The following is an 18148-nucleotide window of genomic DNA, read 5'->3' as shown; positions in this document are numbered from 1 at the left end:
GAACTGACAGGAGTCGGCGCCTGCAGTGAGGGATTGCATGTCCTACTTCAGTGAACTGGCCCACCAGTACATCGACGGCGAGTGGCTGACCGGTGGCGGTGCGTGGGACATCATTGATTTCAATCCCTTCAACGGCGAAAAGCTCTGTTCCGTCACCGTGGCGACAGCGGCGGAAGTCGACCGCGCCTACCGAGCCGCGGAACGCGCGCAAGTCGAATGGGCCGGTGCCAGTCCCTATGGGCGGCGCGACGTTCTCGAGAAAGCCGCCCGGCTCGTCGCGGAACGCGCCGACGACATAGCCGAGCTGATCATCGACGAGCTCGGCGGCACCCGTCACCGCGCCGAGTACGAGGTGCGCCTCGCGCAGGAGTTCCTGCACGAGGCGGCCGGGCAGGCGCTCCGCCCCTCCGGCCGGCTGCTGCCCTCCCTGGCGGACGGCAAGGAGAACCGCGTCCACCGGCTGCCCGTCGGGGTCGTGGGCGTGATCAGCGCCTTCGACTTCCCCTTCCTGGTGACGATGAAGACCGTGGCCCCCGCACTGGCCCTGGGGAACGCGGTCGTCGTCAAACCCCACCAGAACGCCCCGATAGCCGGGGGGGCGCTGGTCGCCCGCATCTTCGAGGACGCCGGGCTGCCCGCAGGCCTCCTCAACGTCCTCATCACCGACAGCGCCGAGATCGGCGACACGTTCATCGAGCACCCCGTGCCCAAGGTGATCGCCTTCACCGGCTCCGACCGGGTCGGCCGGCACATCGCCGCCACCGCGGCGGGGCTCTTCAAGAGGACCGTGCTCGAACTCAGCGGCAACAGCGCACTGGTCGTCCTGGAGGACGCCGACCTCGGCCACGCGGTCCGGGCAGCCGTCTTCAGCCGCTTCCTGTTCCAGGGGCAGGTGGGCATGGCCGCCGACCGCATCCTGGTCGACAGGTCCGTGGAGGCGGAGTTCTCGGCGCTTCTCACGGCCGAGGTGTCCGCCCTGGAGGTGGGCGATCCGCGCGATCCGGGCACCCGGATCGGGCCGGTCATCAGCGAGTTCCAGGCGGACGCGCTGACGGCGCTGGTCGACGGCGCTCTCGCCGAGGGGGCCACGGCTCTCGTGCGCGGCCGCACCCGCGGCACACTCGTCGAACCGACCGTGCTGACCGGACTGCCCGAGGGCTCACCGCTCCTGGAGCAGGAGATCTTCGGCCCCGTGGCCCTGCTGGTGCCGTTCGACGGCGAGGACGACGCCGTACGCATCGTCAACGACAGCCCGTACGGGCTGAGCGGCGCCGTGCACACGGCGGACGCCGAACGCGGCGTGCGGTTCGCCCGGCGCATCACCTGCGGCATGTTCCACGTCAACGGACCCACCGTGCAGGACGATCCACTCGTCGCGCTCGGGGGCGAGAAGAGGCCGGGCATGGGACGCCTGAACGGCGAGGCCGCGGTGGAGGCCTTCACCACCCAGCAGTGGATCTCGGTGCAGCACGGGCGAACAGTCTTTCCCTTCTGACACCCGCGGCCGGGGAGCGGATCCGGCCCCCGGGTTCCGTACGTTGGCGGGGCACACCGTCACGTACGACCGAAGGCAGGCAGCATGGTCACGCACGTTCCCGCAGGCGACCCCGGAGACGAGCGGGGCATGCTCCTCGCCTTCGTCGAGGCGCAGCGCGGCGCGATCCGCCGGTCCGTGCTCGGACTCACGGAGGAACAGGCGGCGAGCCGTCCCTCGGTCAGCGACTTCTCCCTGTCCGGGCTGCTCAAGCATGCAGCCGAGACGGAGCTGAACTGGCTGCGGTTGGCACAGCGGCGCCCCAACGACCGGCAGCGGGACGAGACCACCTGGGCCGACGGCTTCCGCCTCGTCGGCGACGAGACCGTGCCCGGGATGCTCGAGTTCTGGAAGAAGGTCGCCTCGGAGACCGAGACCTTCATCCACCACGAGGTCGGCGACATGAACGACACCTTCCCGCTGCCGCCCGCACCCTGGTACCCGGAGAACGAGCGCTGCTCCATGCGCTGGCTCCTGGTCCACCTGGTCGAGGAGATCGCCCGCCACGCGGGCCACGCCGACATCCTCCGCGAGTCGCTGGACGGCCGGAAGGCCCTCGATCTGGTCGCCCAGGAGGCGGGTTCCCCGGGCAGGAGCTGACTACGTAGGGTGGACGGCATGTCGGCGATCCGTCTCCTGGTCCTGGGCGCCGTGCGTCAGCACGGCCGCGCGCACGGCTACCAGGTGCGCAACGACCTGGAGTACTGGGGCGCCCACGAGTGGTCCAACGCCAAGCCGGGATCGATCTACCACGCGCTCAAGCAGATGGCGAAGCAGGGACTGCTCCTCGCCCACGAGACCGCCCCGTCCACGGCAGGCGGTCCGCCCCGCACCGAGTACGAGGTCACCGAGCGGGGCACCGAGGAGTTCTTCGCCCTGCTGAGGTCCGCCCTGACCTCCTACGACCCCGGGGTGGACGTGCTCTCGGCGGGCATCGGCTTCATCGTCGAGCTGGAGCGGCAGGAGGCGGTGGCGCTGCTGCGCCGGCGCATCACCGCCATCGAGGGCTGGCGCGCCTCGGTCACCGAGCACTACACGCCCTCCGAGGGACCCGAACCGCTCGGGCACATCGGCGAGATCATGAACCTGTGGGTCCACTCGGCCGACGCGGGCGCCGCGTGGACCCGTGGTCTCATCGCGCGGGTCGAGGCCGGTGCGTACACCTTCGCCGGGGAGGGGGAGCCCTTCGTCGGGGTGCTCGCCGAGGGGCAGGAGAACCCGTACGCGACGGGCACGCCCGACCCCGGCGACCTCGGCTGACCGTCACCGGGACCCGGCCCGGCGGGCGGTCAGTGGTGGAAGGCGGTCTGCGCCGCCTTGTCGCGCTGCAACGGGCCCGGCTGGGCACGCAGTTCCGGCAGGAGGCTCCGCAGATCGTCCAGCAGCAGCTCCGCGAGGTCCGACGAGAAGCCGTTGCGGCACACGACGCGGAGCACGGACAGGTCCTGGCGGTTGGCCGGGAAGGTGTACGCGGGCACCAGCCAGCCGCGCTCCCGCAGCCGCCGTGAGACGTCGAAGACGTCGTACGCCGTGATCTCCGGCTTGGTCGTCGCGGCGAACACCGGAAGCTCGTCGCCGCGGGTGAGGAGCCGGAAGTCCCCGAGCGACTCGAAGCCCTCCGCCAGCCGCATCGCGATGTCCCGGGACGTCTGCTGGACGGCCCGGTAGCCCTCCCGGCCCAGCCTGAGGAACGTGTAGTACTGCGCCACCACCTGTGCGCCGGGCCGGGAGAAGTTCAGCGCGAAGGTCGGCATGTCGCCGCCCAGGTAGTTCACCCGGAAGACCAGTTCCTCGGGCAGCTCGGCCGGTGAACGCCAGAGCGCCCAGCCGACGCCCGGGTAGACCAGACCGTACTTGTGACCGGAGGTGTTGATCGAGGACACCCGGGGGAGCCGGAAGTCCCACACCAGGTCCTTGTCGATGAACGGGGCCACCATCGCCCCGGACGCGCCGTCCACGTGCACGGGGATGTCGAGCCCCGTCCGCTCCTGGAGGTCGTCCAGCGCGGCGCAGAGTTCGGCGATCGGCTCGTAGGACCCGTCGAAGGTCGAGCCGAGGATCCCGACGACACCGATGGTGTTCTCGTCGCAGAGTTCGGCCGCGGCCTGCGGGTCCAGGTGGAACCGCTCCCCGTCCATCGGCACCTGCCGGGCCTCGACCTCCCAGAACGTGCAGAACTTCTCCCAGCAGACCTGGACGTTGACGCCCATGACGAGGTTGGGCCGGGCCGACGCCGGATAGCGGCCGGAGTTCTTCTTGGCCCAGCGCCGCTTGAGCGCCAGTCCGGCCAGCATGCAGGCCTCGCTGGAGCCCGTGGTCGAGCAGCCCACCGTGGCCATCGGATCGGGTGCGTTCCACAGGTCGGCGAGCATCGCCACGCAGCGCCGCTCCAGCTCCGCGGTACGCGGGTACTCGTCCTTGTCGACCATGTTCTTGTCGCGGCACTCGCCCATCAGGACGCCGGCCTGGGGTTCCATCCAGGTGGTGACGAAGGTGGCGAGGTTGAGCCGGGAGTTCCCGTCGAGCATCAGCTCGTCATGGACGAGCCGGTAGGCGGTCAGCGGGGGCAGCGGGCCGTCCGGGAGCTGGTGGGTCGCCGGCGCGGCCTCCATCTGCGCGGTCGGATCGGCCTCCCCGTAGAACGGGTTGAGGGCCAGTCTGCGGTGCTCCTCGGAGGGCGCCGGCCTGCCGTGCGAACCCTGGTGCAGTGGCATCGGTGAGTCGTCCCCTTCAGTTCTCTGCCGCGAGTCCGGCCTTGATGGCCCGGGTGAACTTCACGACGCGTTCCGCCTGCACGCGCGCGGCGGTCAGTGTCTGCTCGCCGACCGGGTTGTCGCCCTGACCGGACACGTGGGAGGTGCCGTACGGGTTGCCGTCGGCGAACTTCGACGCGTCGGTGTAGCCGGGCGGGACGAGGATGCCGCCGAAGTGGTGGATCGTGTTGTAGAGCGCCAGCAGGGTCGACTCCTGCCCGCCGTGGGCCGTGGCGCTGGCCGTGAAGCCGCTGTAGACCTTGTCCGCCAGCTTCCCGGCCTGCCAGAGGCCGCCCAGCGTGTCCAGGAACTGCTTGAGCTGGGCGGCGACGTTGCCGTACCGCGTCGGCGTACCGAAGATCACCGCGTCCGCCCAGACCATGTCGTCGGGCGTCACCTCGCGGACACCGGCGGTCGCCGTCGCGTGAGCCGCCCAGGCCGGGTTCGCGTCGATGGCTGACTGCGGGGCGAGCTCGGCGGTCTTGCGCAGCCGCACCTGGGCGCCGGCGTTCTCGGCGTACTTCGCGAGGGCGTCGGCGATGGCCGAGATGGTGCCGGTGGAGGAGTAGTACACGACGGCGACGTTGACGGACGTGGGCATGCGGAGAACCTCCGGTGAGGGGGGCGCGGCCGAACCGCGGGGGCGAGGGCGGTGTCAGATCCTGTTGATCACGGCCGCCGTTCCGTAGGCGCAGACCTCGGTGCCCACGTCCGCCGCCTCGCTCACGTCGAACCGCATCATCAGCACCGCGTTCGCACCACGGGTCCTGGCCTGCTCGACGAGTCGCTCCATCGCCTGGTTGCGGGTCTCGACGAGGGTCTTCGTCAGCCCTTTGAGTTCGCCGCCGACCATCGACTTGAGCCCCGCGCCGATCTGGCTGCCGAGGTGGCGTGAGCGGACCGTGAGCCCGAACACCTCCCCGATGACCTCGGTCACCTGGTGGCCGGGTACGTCGTTCGTCGTGACGACCAGGACGTCCGCCCGCGGCGTCTGTCCGCCGCCGTAGTCCTCAATGCCCATGATGTGGCACCTCCTGCGGAAAGCCTCGCTCCCGTCCGGGCCGTGCGCATCCTCGCTTACGCCAGTGGAACCCAGGGGTCCGCCGCGGCGTTGATAACTTGGGGCGGCCACGCAGCCGCGCACACCGACCACCCTGGAGCCCGGACCCTTGAATACGATCGCGCTCGGCCCGAGCTGGCTGGACCCGGACTACCTGCTCAACACCTTCGGGCTACCGGGCCTCCTGCTCATCGTGTTCGCCGAGTCCGGACTGCTGATCGGGTTCTTCCTGCCCGGCGACTCCCTGCTGTTCACCACGGGCCTCCTGGTGACCACGGGCGATCTGAAGTACCCGCTGTGGCTGGTCTGCGTGCTGGTCGCGCTGGCGGCGATCATCGGCGACCAGGTCGGCTACCTCTTCGGGCGGAAGGTGGGGCCGTCGCTCTTCAAGCGCCCGGACTCCCGTCTCTTCAAGCAGGAGAACGTCGAGAAGGCGCACGAGTTCTTCGAGAAGTACGGGCCGAAGTCGCTGGTGCTGGCCCGTTTCGTCCCCATCGTCCGGACGTTCACGCCGATCATCGCCGGTGTGAGCCGGATGAACTACCGCTCGTTCATCACGTTCAACATCATCGGAGGCGTCCTCTGGGGCGTCGGCGTCACGCTGCTCGGAGCCGCTCTCGGCAAGATCGCGTTCGTCCACGAGCACATCGAACTGATCCTCATCCTGATCGTCCTGGTCTCCGTGGTGCCGATCATCATCGAGTTCCTCCGGGCGCGCGGCCGGTCCAGGAAGGAGGCCGCGGCGCGGCAGCAGGACGGCGCGGGCTCCGCGGACGACGGCGCGTACGGGGACGGCGACGGTGGGGACGGCCGGCACACCGACCCGTTCGACGACGGCCGGAACGGCCCGCACGACGGCGGCCCCCAGGCAGGCGCGTACGGCGGCCGGTACGACGCCGGGCAGACGGCCCCGTACGGCAGCGGCCGGTACGACGCGGGCCCGGCAGACCCGTACGGCAGCGGCGGCAGCCAGTACGGCGGCGGACAGCAGGACCAGTACGGCGGCCAAGGCCGGCAGGACCCGTACGGCTCGGGCCAGGCGGGTCAGTACGGCGCCCCGCAGCAGGACCCGTACGGCTCGGGTCAGGCCGGCCAGTACGCCGCCCCCCAGCAGGACCAGTACGGCTCGGGCCAGCCGGGTCCGTACGGCGCCCCGCAGCAGGACCCGTACGGCTCCGGCCAGGCGGGCCAGTACGGCGCCCCGCAGCAGGGTCAGTACGACGCTCCCCAGCAGGGTCAGTACGACGCTCCCCAGCAGGGTCAGTACGGCGCCCCGCAGCAGAACCCGTACGCCGCCGGGCAGGGCGGCCAGTACGGCGGCGCCCAGCAGGGTCAGTACGGCGCCCCTCAGCAGGGTCCGTACGGCGACGGCCAGGCAGCGCCGTACGGCGGCGGTCCCCAGGGCCAGTACGGCGACGCGGGCCGGCAGTACGGCGGCCCGGACCGGAGCGGCCCGTACGGCGACGGTCAGGCCGGTCCCTACGGCGGCCAGGACACCGGTCGTCGAGGCGAGCGCCCCGGCGACGGCCAGGACGACGCCGCCCGGTACGGCTGGCAGGAAGGCCGCTGACCCGGAACACCCCGTGAACGGCGCCCCGCTCCCTCCCAGGAGCGGGGCGCCGTTCGTCCGTCAGAAGCCCCTGGTCCGCTTGGCCGCCCGGCGGGACGGGCCCTCGACGGCACCCGGCACGCGCATGAACAGCCGGGAGATCTCACTTCCCAGATTGACCCCGATGGCGATGGCGAGCGCCGTGGCCACGGCGGTGAACAGCGAGGCGAGCCCGGTGTCCACCTCGTTCTGCGCCACGCCCAGCAGACCGAAGTACGTCGCCGAACCGGGCAGCAGCGGGCCGATCGCGGCGGTGATGTACGGCAGCGACGAGGTGTACTGGTAGCGGGAGAGCAGCTGGCCGAAGAGGCCGACGAGACCCGCCGCGACCGCTGTCGCCGCCACCGGCGAGATGCCGCCGGTGCGGGCCATCGCCCCGAAGATGATCCAGGCGACGCCGCCGTTGAGGGTGACGGCGAGGACCGTGGAGCGTTCCTGCTGGAGCAGGATCGCGAAGGCCAGGGTGAGGGCCATCGAGGCGAGGATCTGGACCACGGGCCGGTCGTTGGGCACGAACCGTGCCTCCGGGTTGAGCTGGGCGCCGAGCTGGACACCCAGGTAGAGCATCAGCAGCACCCCCGCCACGATGCCGATGAAGAAGTACATGACCTCCAGGAGCCGGGCCCCCGCGGTGAGGTAGTAGCCGGTCAGTCCGTCCTGCACACCGGCGACGAGGGCCCGCCCCGGCAGCAGCGCGAAGAGGCCACCGGTGATCACCGCGGACGGCCGGATGTCCGTCGAATGGGTGAGGGTCAGCAGGATGCCCATCGCCGCCGGAGGCATGGCCGCCACGGTGAACTGGTAGAACTCCGGCAGCCCGCGCCCCGCGCAGAGCCAGGCCAGCCGGTCGCCGAGCATCGCGCCGGCCGCCGCCACGACGAAGACCAGGAATCCGCCGCCGACCAGTACCGACGCCGAGCCGGCGAGGACACCGGCGGCGGCCGTCAGGACCCACCCCGGATAGGGGTGGCGGTTGCGCCGGATCTCGGCGAGACGGCGGTAGGCCTCCTCCAGCGAGACCTCGACGTGCTCCGCCGTCGTGATGTCGTCGATCAGCTGGAACACCGCGGCCAGCCGGGTGTAGTCGGTGCCCCGTCGGCGTACCGTCCGGCTCGCGGTCACCGGGTCGTCGACCAGCGACGGCTGGTGCGAGATAGACAGCAGCGTGAAGGTGACCGTCGGCTCGCAGCGGTCGAGTCCGTAGGAGCGCGACACCGCGAACATCGCGGCCTCGACGTCCTCCGCCCCCTCACCACCGGCGAGCAGCAGCTCCCCGATACGGAGCGTCAGGTCGAGCACCCGGGGTACGGCGGGACCGGAGTCGTCGGTCTTCTGCACCATCTCGGGGGCCGGACGGTCGAAGACCGGCATGCGCAGCATCGTGCGCATCCGGTCCTGCCAGGGGGCCTCCTTGGTCAGCCGCACCATCGGAATGCCGTGCGCGGGAGTGAAGGCGGGAGGCTGGTGCTGCGCGTTGTACCCGCTCGGCGGAACGAAGGCGGACGACAGCGCGTCGGACGCCGAACCGCCGCCCGGCCCGGAACCGGAACCCTGACCTGATCCCGACGAGGCCGACGGATCGTTCTGCAGACCCGCCGGAAGGGCGAATTCCGACGTGGGGTGGTCGTCGTCCTGCGGGCCCGTCGGCTGCTCCATACCGGCCGGCGGGACGAAGGCGCTGCGTGCCTCGTCGGACTGGGGCTTCTGGTCCTCAGGACCGCCCTGTTCCGCCACCACTCGACCTCGTTCCTTCTCGACCGCCCGTCCTGGGAGCGCTTCTGCCCAGTATGTGCACGGACATGGGCCGTCACGCACGACGGGCGGCACACCGGTGAAGGTGTGCCGCCCGTCGGTAACCCGGTCAGCGGGCCTGGTCGGGCCCGAGCTCCGCGATGCCTGCCGTCCCGCCGTCAAGCGGAACCGGAAGGATCACGTCAGTGTGCGCCGCCCTGCGCCTCGAGGCGCTTGTAGGAGGCCTCGATCTCGGCCTCGGCCTCGGTGCGGCCGACCCAGTCGGCGCCCTCGACGGACTTGCCCGGCTCCAGGTCCTTGTAGACCTCGAAGAAGTGCTGGATCTCCAGGCGGTCGAACTCCGAGACGTGGTGGATGTCCCGGAGGTGCTCCACCCGGGGGTCGGACGCGGGGACGCACAGCAGCTTGTCGTCGCCGCCCGCCTCGTCGGTCATCCGGAACATGCCGATGGCGCGGCACTTGATGAGGCATCCGGGGAAGGTCGGCTCGTCCAGGATGACCAGCGCGTCCAGCGGGTCGCCGTCCTCGCCGAGGGTGTTCTCGACGAAGCCGTAGTCGGCCGGGTAGCTGGTCGAGGTGAAGAGTCGACGGTCCAGGCGGATCCGACCGGTCTCGTGGTCCACCTCGTACTTGTTCCGCGAACCCTTCGGGATCTCGATGGTGACGTCGAACTCCACGGGTGGCTCCTCCATGATCAACACATACGACTGGTGGTTAAGTGTCCCTCACGCAGACGAGTGCTCGCGAAAGGGGCTGGTCAACGGTGGCCGAGCCGGTGCGTAAACCGACGGAGGAACCGCCGAACAGGTGGGGCGGGTGGAAAGTCCCGCACTTCCTGAAGCGCGGGGGCGCGTCCGGGGACCGTCTGCTCGTCGCAGGCTCCGCGGCGCTCGGCCTGGTGGTCGCAGCCGGTGCCGTGCTGGCCGCAGGCCCCTGGGACTCCGGTCAGCGTAAGGCCGAGCGGGACCGTGCGGCCGTCGAGCGGCACTCAGGTGGCGTACATCACCAGGGTGACCCGCTCGACGGACCCGCCCCCGCGGCCAGCGCCCCCGCCGTCCTGAGCGCTCTGGGCGACACGGCGGGTCTCACCACGCCGGCCGGGGTGAAGGGCCTGGAGGCCGTGCTCACCCCCCTGTTGGACGTACCCGACCTCGGCACCGTGCGCACCGCGGTGGTCATCGACGCGGCGACCGGCAAACAGCTGTACGCCCGCGGAGCCAGGACCCCGATGACCCCCGCGTCCACGGTGAAGATCGCCACGACCGCCGCCGCCCTGTCGGCCCTGGGGCCCGGCCACCGCATCGCCACGACGGTCCGGGTGTCACCGGACGCCCGCACCCTCACCCTCGTGGGCGGCGGCGATCCCACGCTCGACCGGACGGCCCTGCGCTCCCTGGCCGCCGACGCGGCGCGCGCGCTGCGGGACGCCGGGGCCGGACCCGTCCGGCTGACGTATGACACCTCGCGCTACTCCGGCCCCGGGCTGCACCCCATCGGCCCCAACGAGAACATCGCCCCCGTCAGCGCACTCATGACCGACGAGGGCCGTCTCGACGGCAGCGACCGGGGACCCGCGCCCCGCACGGACGATCCCGCCGGTGACACCGCGGACACCTTCGCCGCCGCGCTGGAGGAGGCGGGCGTCGCCACCCGCTCCGCGCCTTCGCCCGGACGGGTGGTGGCGGGCTCGCGGACCGTGGCGACCCACCTGTCGAAGCCGCTGTCCGCGCTCGTCGAACGCGCCCTGACCAACAGCGACAACGACATCGCCGAAGCCCTGGCCCGTCAGACCGCCCTGAAGGCCGGGGAGCCCGCCTCCTTCGCCGGAGGCCGCCGCGCCGTCACCGCCCGGCTGAAGGCGCTCGGGCTGCCGATGGCCGGCGCCGCCCTCGCCGACGGCAGCGGTCTCGACCGGGCCGACAAGGTGACGGCGGGCCTCCTGGCCGGGCTGCTCGCCCGCGCGGCCGATCCCGGCCACCCGGAGCTGCGCACGGTGCTCACGGGCCTGCCCGTCGCCGGATTCAGCGGGACCCTCGGCGCCCGCTACACGCCCACGTCCGGCGGCACCGGCCTGATCCGGGCCAAGACGGGCACCCTGACCGGGGTCAACAGCCTCGCCGGCACCGTGGTCGACGCGAAGGGCCGGCTCCTCGCCTTCGCCTTCCTGGCCTCGGGCACCACGTCGCCGGACGGCGCACAGGCATCCCTGGACGCACTGGCCACCGCACTCGTCAAAGGCACCCGGTGAGCGGCTGACACCCCACCACGGGGCGACCGCCTCACGTACGGTTGACGCATGACGAGCATCGGTGGTGCCGAGATGGTCGACTGGAATCTCGCGGTCGCGACCGCGACCAGGTTCGTACGGCCGGGTCCCGAGATCAGCCGTGAGGAGGCCCGCGCCGTCGTCGCCGAACTCCGCCGGCACGCCAAGGCCTCGGAGGAACACGTCCGTTCGTTCACGCGGATGATCCCGGAGGGCCACGAGCCCGAGGACACGCCGGTCCTGGTCGTCGACCGGGCCGGGTGGATCAGGGCCAACGTCGCGGGGTTCCGCGAACTGCTGAGCCCGCTGCTGTCGAAGATGCAGACCCGCCGCGGCACGGGCCCCGGCGGAGCCGTGATCGGCGCGGTCGGCGGCAAGGTGACCGGTGTCGAACTGGGGATGCTGCTGTCGTTCCTCGCCTCCCGGGTCCTCGGGCAGTACGAGACGTTCGCCCCGGCCACCCGGGAGTTCCCCGCGTCGTCCAAGGGCGGCGGCAGGCTGCTGCTCGTGGCTCCGAACATCGTCCACGTCGAGCGTGAACTCGGGGTCGACCCGCACGATTTCAGGCTCTGGGTGGCCCTCCACGAGGAGACCCACCGCACCCAGTTCACCGGGGTCCCCTGGCTGCGGGACCACCTCCGGGGCGAGATCCAGTCCTTCCTCGACGAGACCGACGTCGACCCGACGACCGTCCTCGAACGCCTCCGGGAGGCCGTGCAGACCTTCTCCGGGGGCAGCCGTCCCGAGGGCGAGCGGGGGGAGGAGGGCGACGACGGCGGCCGCAGCCTCGTCGAGCTCGTCCAGACGCCCGCCCAGCGCGAGATCCTGGGGCGGCTCACTGCGGTGATGTCCCTGCTCGAAGGCCACGCGGACTTCGTCATGGACGGCGTGGGCCCCGACGTGGTGACCTCCGTCGCCGAGATCAGGGAGAAGTTCCAGCAGCGCAGGGCACGCGGGGCGAGCCGGCTCGACATGGCGCTGCGCAAGCTCCTGGGACTGGACGCGAAGCTGAGGCAGTACCGCGACGGCGAGAAGTTCGTCCGGGCCGTCGTCGGGGAGGTCGGCATGGACGGCTTCAACCGGGTGTGGACGTCGCCCAACACCCTTCCCACGAAGGCCGAGATCGCCGCTCCGGCGGACTGGGTGGCGCGGGTGCACCGTAGGACGGATTCGTGATCACGGGCCCTCGGGATGCACGAGATTGACCCTCTTATCACCCATCCGAGGGACCATGGGGGCATGGGAAGGCGTGCAATGCTCGATGGACAGCTTGGCTCTGTCACCATCGACGCACTCTGAGTGACGGGACCCCGTCCCGGCCACGCTCCGAGGCGCCCCCCAAAACCTCACCCGAAGGGCACCGGACATGGGTCCCCATCCTGCGGTCGCGGCGATACGCCTGGCGGTCCGCCGCGTACTCCACGACGTCGTCACCGAACACAACCGTCACGCCGGGCAGACCGGCCACGCCGAGCTCGCCGAGGCCGGCACGGGCGGCAGGCGTTCCGCGCTCCCCGACCGGCCCGACACCCCGCTGGTGCTCGTCGCCTGTTCCGGCGGAGCCGACTCCATGGCCCTCGCCTCCGCCCTCGCCTTCGAGTCGCGCAAACTCCCGGTCCGCGCCGGCGGCATCACCGTCGACCACAACCTCCAGCCCGGCTCGGACCTCCGGGCCGACGAGGTCGTCGCCCGGCTCGCCGAGATGCACCTCGACCCAGTCGAGGCCGTCGCCGTGCGGGTGGGCCGCGACGGCGGACCGGAAGCCGCCGCCCGTGACGCCCGCTACGCCGCCCTGGACGACGCCGCCGAGCGTCACGGAGCCGCCGCCGTCCTCCTCGGGCACACCCGTGACGACCAGGCCGAGACCGTGCTGCTGGGCCTCGCCCGCGGCTCCGGCATCCGCTCGCTCTCCGGGATGGCCGCCGCCTCCGGCCCCGCCGGCCGCTACCGCCGGCCCTTCCTCCAGCTCGACCGGCAGACCGCCCGCAAGGCCTGCCTGGTCCAGTCGATCCCCGTCTGGGACGACCCCCACAACATCGACCCCGCCTACACCCGCTCCCGGCTCCGCCACGAAGGCCTGCCCGCCCTGGAGAAGGCGCTGGGCAAGGGAGTGGTGGAGGCCCTCGCCCGCACGGCACAGCTCTCCCGCGACGACGCCGACGCGCTCGACACCTGGGCCACCGAGGCCGCCCGCTCGGTCCTGGACGACGCCGGGCGGCTGGAGTGCGCCAAGCTCTCGGTCCTGCCCCCCGCGGTCCGCCGCCGGGTGCTGCGCCGGGCGGTCATCGACGCCGGGTCACCGGCGGGTTCGCTCTTCGCCCGCCACATCGAGGAAGTCGACCGGCTGATCACCGGCTGGCGGGGCCAGGGCGGCATCAACCTGCCCGGCCGCGTCGAGGTCCGGCGCCAGGGTGGCAGACTGGTCATCCGGCAGAGCTGATGCGCAAGCGGCTGAAGTGCAGGCGAGACGCCGGTCCGGCCCGGGGAACAGTCCGGAGCGGCAGGCAGAGAAAGAGACGCGGGTGAACGAGAAGGACATGGGCACCGACCTCCAGTCGGTGCTCCTCACCAAGGAAGAGATCGACGCGAAGCTCGTGGAGCTGGCAGCGAAGATCGACGCGGAGTACGCGGGCAAGGACCTGCTCATCGTCGGCGTGCTCAAGGGCGCGGTGATGGTCATGGCGGATCTGGCCCGCGCGCTGTCCACCCCCGTCACCATGGACTGGATGGCCGTCTCGTCGTACGGCGCGGGCACCCAGTCCTCGGGCGTCGTCCGGATCCTCAAGGACCTCGACACCGACATCAAGGGCAAGCACGTCCTGATCGTCGAGGACATCATCGACTCCGGTCTGACGCTGTCCTGGCTCCTGGCCAACCTCGGCTCGCGCGAACCCGCGAGCCTCGAGGTCTGCACCCTGCTCCGCAAGCCGGACGCGGCGAAGGTCGCGATCGACGTGCAGTGGGTCGGCTTCGACATTCCCAACGAGTTCGTCGTCGGTTACGGCCTGGACTACGCCGAGAAGTACCGCAACCTCCCCTTCGTCGGCACGCTGGCCCCGCACGTCTACGGAGGCTGAGACACCGGGCCCCAGGGGGCCCGGCCGAACCCGGCCGGACTCCCGGGAACACTCGCGGCGTTCGGTCCGTTGGAGCCTTCGAAGACGGGTTTGCCGGACGTCCCCTGCGGTCGCGGGTGACAATGCTGGGGTACCGTCCGAAGAACACTCTTTTCTCACAGCAGCATTTACCTACGGGCAGGAGGGACGGGGCGACTTCGCTCCGTATGGATGGACGTGAAGCGATACTTCCGTGGGCCGGTCATGTGGATCGTGCTGGCCGTCCTCGCCGTGGTCGTGCTGATGCAGGTCGTCGGCTCGTCCGGCGGCTACAAGACGGTGGACACCGGCAAGGTGATCCAGGCGATCAGCAAGAACCAGGTGGAGCAGGCCAAGCTGACCACCGGTGACGAACAAATCCTCAAGATCGAGCTGAAGGACAAGCAGAAGCTCCAGGGCGAGTCCGGCAGCAAGTTCCAGGCGAGCTACATCGGCAACCAGGGCGTTCAGCTCGCCGACACGCTGCAGAAGAAGTTCGAGAGCGGTGACATCGAGAAGGGTTACACCGTCTCGCCGTCGAAGCAGTCCCCGTTCGTCTCGATCCTTCTCTCCCTGCTGCCCTTCGTACTGATCGTGGTCGTCTTCCTGTTTCTGATGAATCAGATGCAGGGCGGCGGTTCCAAGGTCATGCAGTTCGGCAAGTCCAAGGCGAAGCTGATCACCAAGGACACGCCGAAGACGACGTTCGCCGATGTGGCGGGGTCGGACGAGGCCGTCGAGGAACTCTACGAGATCAAGGAATTCCTCCAGGAGCCGGCGAAGTTCCAGGCCGTCGGCGCCAAGATTCCCAAGGGTGTCCTGCTGTACGGGCCTCCCGGTACCGGCAAGACGCTGCTGGCCCGCGCCGTCGCGGGTGAGGCGGGCGTGCCGTTCTACTCGATCTCCGGTTCCGACTTCGTCGAGATGTTCGTCGGTGTCGGTGCCTCCCGTGTCCGCGACCTCTTCGAGCAGGCCAAGGCGAACGCTCCGGCGATCGTCTTCGTCGACGAGATCGACGCCGTCGGCCGGCACCGCGGTGCCGGGATGGGCGGCGGTCACGACGAGCGCGAGCAGACTCTCAACCAGCTGCTCGTGGAGATGGACGGCTTCGACGTGAAGGGCGGCGTCATCCTGATCGCCGCCACGAACCGGCCGGACATCCTGGACCCGGCGCTGCTGCGTCCCGGACGCTTCGACCGGCAGATCGCCGTCGACCGGCCGGACATGCAGGGCCGCCTCGAGATCCTCAAGGTGCACAAGAAGGGCAAGCCGGTCACGGAGGACGTCGACCTCAACGCGGTCGCGCGCCGTACGCCCGGCTTCACCGGTGCCGACCTGTCGAACGTGCTGAACGAAGCGGCGCTCCTCACGGCGCGCAGCAACAAGAAGCTGATCGACAACGCCATGCTCGACGAGGCCATCGACCGCGTCGTGGCGGGCCCGCAGAAGCGGACCCGGATCATGTCCGAGAAGGAGAAGAAGATCACCGCGTACCACGAGGGCGGACACGCCCTGGTCGCGGCGGCTTCACCCCAGTCGGACCCGGTCCACAAGATCACGATCCTCTCCCGCGGCCGCGCCCTCGGTTACACGATGGTGCTCCCGGAGGAGGACAAGTACTCCACGACCCGCAACGAGATGCTCGACCAGCTGGCGTACATGCTGGGCGGGCGTGCGGCCGAGGAGTTGGTCTTCCACGACCCGACGACCGGCGCTGCGAACGACATCGAGAAGGCCACCGCCACGGCCCGCGCGATGGTCACGCAGTACGGCATGACCGAGCGTCTGGGCGCGATCAAGTTCGGCGGCGACAACACCGAGCCGTTCGTGGGCCGCGAGATGGGCCACCAGCGCGACTACTCGGAAGAAGTCGCGGCGCTCGTCGACGAAGAGGTCAAGAAGCTCATCGAGACCGCGCACAACGACGCGTGGGAGATCCTCGTCGAGAATCGCGACATCCTCGACGCCCTGGTCCTCGAGCTTCTCGAGAAGGAGACGCTCGGCAAGGAGCAGATCGCCGAGATCTTCGCTCCGATCGTGAAGCGTCCGGCCCGCCCGGCGTGGACCGGCTCCGCCCGGCGTACCCCGTCGACGCGTCCGCCGGTGCTCTCGCCCAAGGAGCTGGCCCTCACCAACGGCAGCGCCAACGGTTCGGCCACCCCGGAGATCGCCCCGACGGACATGTCGAAGAACAGCGGCACGTCCACCGAGGCCCTTCCCGAGGACCGTCCCGAGAACTAGTCCCGGACCGATCCGGTTGTGGCCCCCGTCACGGGGGCGGTACCCGGCCCGGAATGGAAGCCGCGCCCCCCAGGTTCTAGCCTGTGGGGGCGCGGCTTTTTCGTACGGCCCGCGCAGTGCCTGCCGTGTTCAGTGAGTCCGGGCGGGCCGGCGCATGTGACTGCACAGAGGAACGAGGCACAGATGACCGATCCGGTGACGCTGGACGGCCAGGGTTCGATCGGCGTGTTCGACGAGAAGAGGGCCGAGTCCGCCGTACGGGAGCTTCTCATCGCCGTCGGAGAGGACCCGGACCGCGAAGGGCTGCGGGAGACTCCGGGCCGGGTGGCGCGTGCGTACAAGGAGATATTCGCGGGTCTCCACCAGGAACCCGAGGACGTGCTGACCACGACGTTCGACCTCGGCCACGACGAGATGGTGCTGGTCAAGGACATCGAGGTGTTCAGCACCTGCGAGCACCACCTGGTGCCCTTCCGGGGGGTCGCGCACGTCGGGTACATCCCGGCGACGAGCGGCAAGATCACGGGACTGTCCAAGCTGGCCCGTCTGGTCGACGTCTACGCCCGGCGGCCCCAGGTGCAGGAGCGGCTGACCACGCAGATCGCCGAGTCGCTGATGGCGATCCTGGAGCCGCGCGGGGTCATCGTGGTCGTCGAGTGCGAACACATGTGCATGTCCATGCGGGGCATCCGCAAGCCGGGGGCGAAGACCATCACCTCTGCGGTGCGCGGGCAGCTGCGGGACTCCGCCACGCGGGCCGAGGCGATGAGCCTCATCATGGCGCGCTGACGCGGGGCGGCGGGCGCGTGTCGTTCCGATGAGTTCGGGCGGCGGAGGGAGTCGACCGTAGTGACGGTGGCCGAGAGGCCACACCCACACGGAAAGGACCTCCCATGTCCTTCACACAGGTACTCGCGGTGGCGCCCGTCACGGACTTCGGGCCCGCGCTCGAGTGGTACGAGCGGCTTTTCGGGCGCCCGGCGGACACCAGGCCCATGGACGGGCTGGCGGACTGGCACATCTCCCCGGACGCCTGGCTCCAGGTCTTCCGCTCGCCGGAGCACGCGGGTGGTGCCCTGGTGAACCTGGCGGTCGACGATCTGGACCGGGCGCTCTCGGAGCTCGCAGGCCGGGGGATCACCGCCGGCGGGACCCAGCCGGGTGCGGGGCGCGTCCGCTTCGCAGCCCTCCACGACCCCGACGGCAACCGGGTCACCCTGATCGAGAACCCGGTGGCCGTCTGAGAGCCCCCGGAACGCCCCCGGTCCGCATCCTGAGCTCGCGGACCGGCAAGCGGTACGCCTCAGGCGGCCTGAGCGCCGTGCCGGTCGTCGTCCTTGTCGTCCGGAAGCCTGCAGACGCGCTCCAGGAAGAACGCGGCGGCGACGACCGCGGCCCCGGCGAGGACCGCGAAGCCCGCGTAGATGGCCTGGTCGCGCCGCGGCGGTACGTCGAGGGAGCCGAGCAGGAAGACGCCCGTGCCGCCGTAGAGTCCGGCAACCAGCGGGGCGACGAGTGCGCTCGCCTGCCCGAAGACGAGGGCGCGCGCCGCCATCAGCGGTTCCACGCCCTTCGCGCCGGGCCGGCGCTCCCGCTGCGCGCGCAGCCGGGCCCGGATGGACAGGGCCGCGGCGAGCAGCACCACGGCGATCGCGGCCAGCACGATGGGCGCGGCGAGTGGCACGCTCGGGAGGGTGCCCAGGGCATCCCAGAGGCGGGCCGCCGCCCAGGACAGCACACCGGCTCCGACGAAGAGGCCGACCAGCAGCCTGAGCCGTAGTTGCTTCACCGAGAGTGCCGCCCTTCGCTGCCGTGGCCCGTGTCGCCCGTCGGCCGTG

17 protein-coding genes are annotated in these 18148 nt (G+C 70.8%); 11 read left to right on the top strand and 6 right to left on the bottom strand.

The annotated features are described in order from the left end of the window. Positions 1–37 precede the first annotated feature (37 nt). The 3 genes from OHT61_RS14630 (at position 38) to OHT61_RS14620 (ending at position 2794) form a co-directional block, all read left to right on the top strand. A complete protein-coding gene (locus tag OHT61_RS14630) occupies positions 38–1495 on the top strand; it encodes an aldehyde dehydrogenase family protein (protein ID WP_329038574.1) in 1458 nt (485 codons plus the stop codon). 84 nt (positions 1496–1579) lie between these two features. Continuing rightward, complete coding sequence (locus OHT61_RS14625; protein WP_329038572.1) at positions 1580–2134, top strand: DinB family protein; 555 nt, start codon at positions 1580–1582, stop codon at positions 2132–2134. Positions 2135–2152: 18 nt separating this feature from the next. Further along, positions 2153–2794 (top strand): PadR family transcriptional regulator, encoded by a 642-nt coding sequence (locus OHT61_RS14620; RefSeq protein ID WP_329038569.1) that lies wholly within the window; start codon positions 2153–2155, stop codon positions 2792–2794. A 29-nt stretch (positions 2795–2823) separates the two neighbouring features. Here OHT61_RS14620 and OHT61_RS14615 read toward each other — a convergent pair whose 3' ends face one another. From OHT61_RS14615 to OHT61_RS14605, 3 genes are read right to left on the bottom strand one after another with little or no spacing between them, the layout of a single operon-like run. After that, a complete protein-coding gene (locus OHT61_RS14615; protein WP_329038567.1) occupies positions 2824–4248 on the bottom strand; it encodes a glutamate decarboxylase in 1425 nt (474 codons plus the stop codon). A 16-nt stretch (positions 4249–4264) separates the two neighbouring features. Further along, complete coding sequence (gene wrbA, locus OHT61_RS14610; RefSeq protein WP_329038565.1) at positions 4265–4888, bottom strand: NAD(P)H:quinone oxidoreductase; 624 nt, start codon at positions 4886–4888, stop codon at positions 4265–4267. A gap of 54 nt (positions 4889–4942) precedes the next feature. After that, positions 4943–5308: a YbjQ family protein gene (locus tag OHT61_RS14605; protein WP_327117278.1), complete on the bottom strand. Its 366-nt coding sequence runs from the start codon at positions 5306–5308 to the stop codon at positions 4943–4945. Between the two features lie 148 nt (positions 5309–5456). On the opposite strand from OHT61_RS14605, the gene OHT61_RS14600 reads away from it, so the two are divergent. After that, positions 5457–6917 carry a DedA family protein gene (locus OHT61_RS14600; protein WP_329038562.1) on the top strand — a complete coding sequence of 487 codons (1461 nt, stop codon included), beginning with the start codon at positions 5457–5459 and terminating at the stop codon, positions 6915–6917. A gap of 60 nt (positions 6918–6977) precedes the next feature. Here OHT61_RS14600 and OHT61_RS14595 read toward each other — a convergent pair whose 3' ends face one another. Next, positions 6978–8693, bottom strand: coding sequence for a threonine/serine ThrE exporter family protein (locus OHT61_RS14595; RefSeq protein WP_329038560.1), 1716 nt, complete (start codon positions 8691–8693; stop codon positions 6978–6980). A gap of 197 nt (positions 8694–8890) precedes the next feature. Next, the gene (locus OHT61_RS14590) at positions 8891–9385 is read right to left on the bottom strand and encodes an inorganic diphosphatase (RefSeq protein WP_018959738.1); all 495 of its coding nucleotides are present in this window, start codon (positions 9383–9385) and stop codon (positions 8891–8893) included. A gap of 86 nt (positions 9386–9471) precedes the next feature. Here OHT61_RS14590 and dacB point away from each other — a divergent pair, with 86 nt between their 5' ends. From dacB to OHT61_RS14555, 7 genes are all read left to right on the top strand, one after another. Further along, positions 9472–10956: a D-alanyl-D-alanine carboxypeptidase/D-alanyl-D-alanine endopeptidase gene (dacB, locus tag OHT61_RS14585; protein ID WP_329038558.1), complete on the top strand. Its 1485-nt coding sequence runs from the start codon at positions 9472–9474 to the stop codon at positions 10954–10956. A 48-nt stretch (positions 10957–11004) separates the two neighbouring features. After that, the gene (locus OHT61_RS14580) at positions 11005–12150 is read left to right on the top strand and encodes a zinc-dependent metalloprotease (RefSeq protein ID WP_329038556.1); all 1146 of its coding nucleotides are present in this window, start codon (positions 11005–11007) and stop codon (positions 12148–12150) included. 190 nt (positions 12151–12340) lie between these two features. Then, complete coding sequence (gene tilS / locus OHT61_RS14575) at positions 12341–13414, top strand: tRNA lysidine(34) synthetase TilS (RefSeq protein ID WP_329038555.1); 1074 nt, start codon at positions 12341–12343, stop codon at positions 13412–13414. A gap of 97 nt (positions 13415–13511) precedes the next feature. Continuing rightward, positions 13512–14051: a hypoxanthine phosphoribosyltransferase gene (hpt, locus tag OHT61_RS14570; protein ID WP_329043257.1), complete on the top strand. Its 540-nt coding sequence runs from the start codon at positions 13512–13514 to the stop codon at positions 14049–14051. Positions 14052–14261: 210 nt separating this feature from the next. Continuing rightward, entirely contained in the window at positions 14262–16310 is a 2049-nt protein-coding gene (ftsH, locus tag OHT61_RS14565) for an ATP-dependent zinc metalloprotease FtsH (RefSeq protein WP_329038552.1), read from the top strand. 183 nt (positions 16311–16493) lie between these two features. Further along, positions 16494–17099, top strand: a complete 606-nt coding sequence (gene folE, locus OHT61_RS14560; RefSeq protein WP_327117307.1) for a GTP cyclohydrolase I FolE — start codon at positions 16494–16496, stop codon at positions 17097–17099. 104 nt (positions 17100–17203) lie between these two features. Next, entirely contained in the window at positions 17204–17554 is a 351-nt protein-coding gene (locus OHT61_RS14555; protein WP_329038549.1) for a VOC family protein, read from the top strand. Between the two features lie 59 nt (positions 17555–17613). Here OHT61_RS14555 and OHT61_RS14550 read toward each other — a convergent pair whose 3' ends face one another. Further along, entirely contained in the window at positions 17614–18099 is a 486-nt protein-coding gene (locus OHT61_RS14550; RefSeq protein WP_329038547.1) for a DUF3180 domain-containing protein, read from the bottom strand. Positions 18100–18148: the final 49 nt, after the last annotated feature.

Source organism: Streptomyces sp. NBC_00178 (assembly GCF_036206005.1).
Taxonomy (GTDB): domain Bacteria; phylum Actinomycetota; class Actinomycetes; order Streptomycetales; family Streptomycetaceae; genus Streptomyces.
This window is presented reverse-complemented; position numbering and strand designations above follow the sequence as displayed.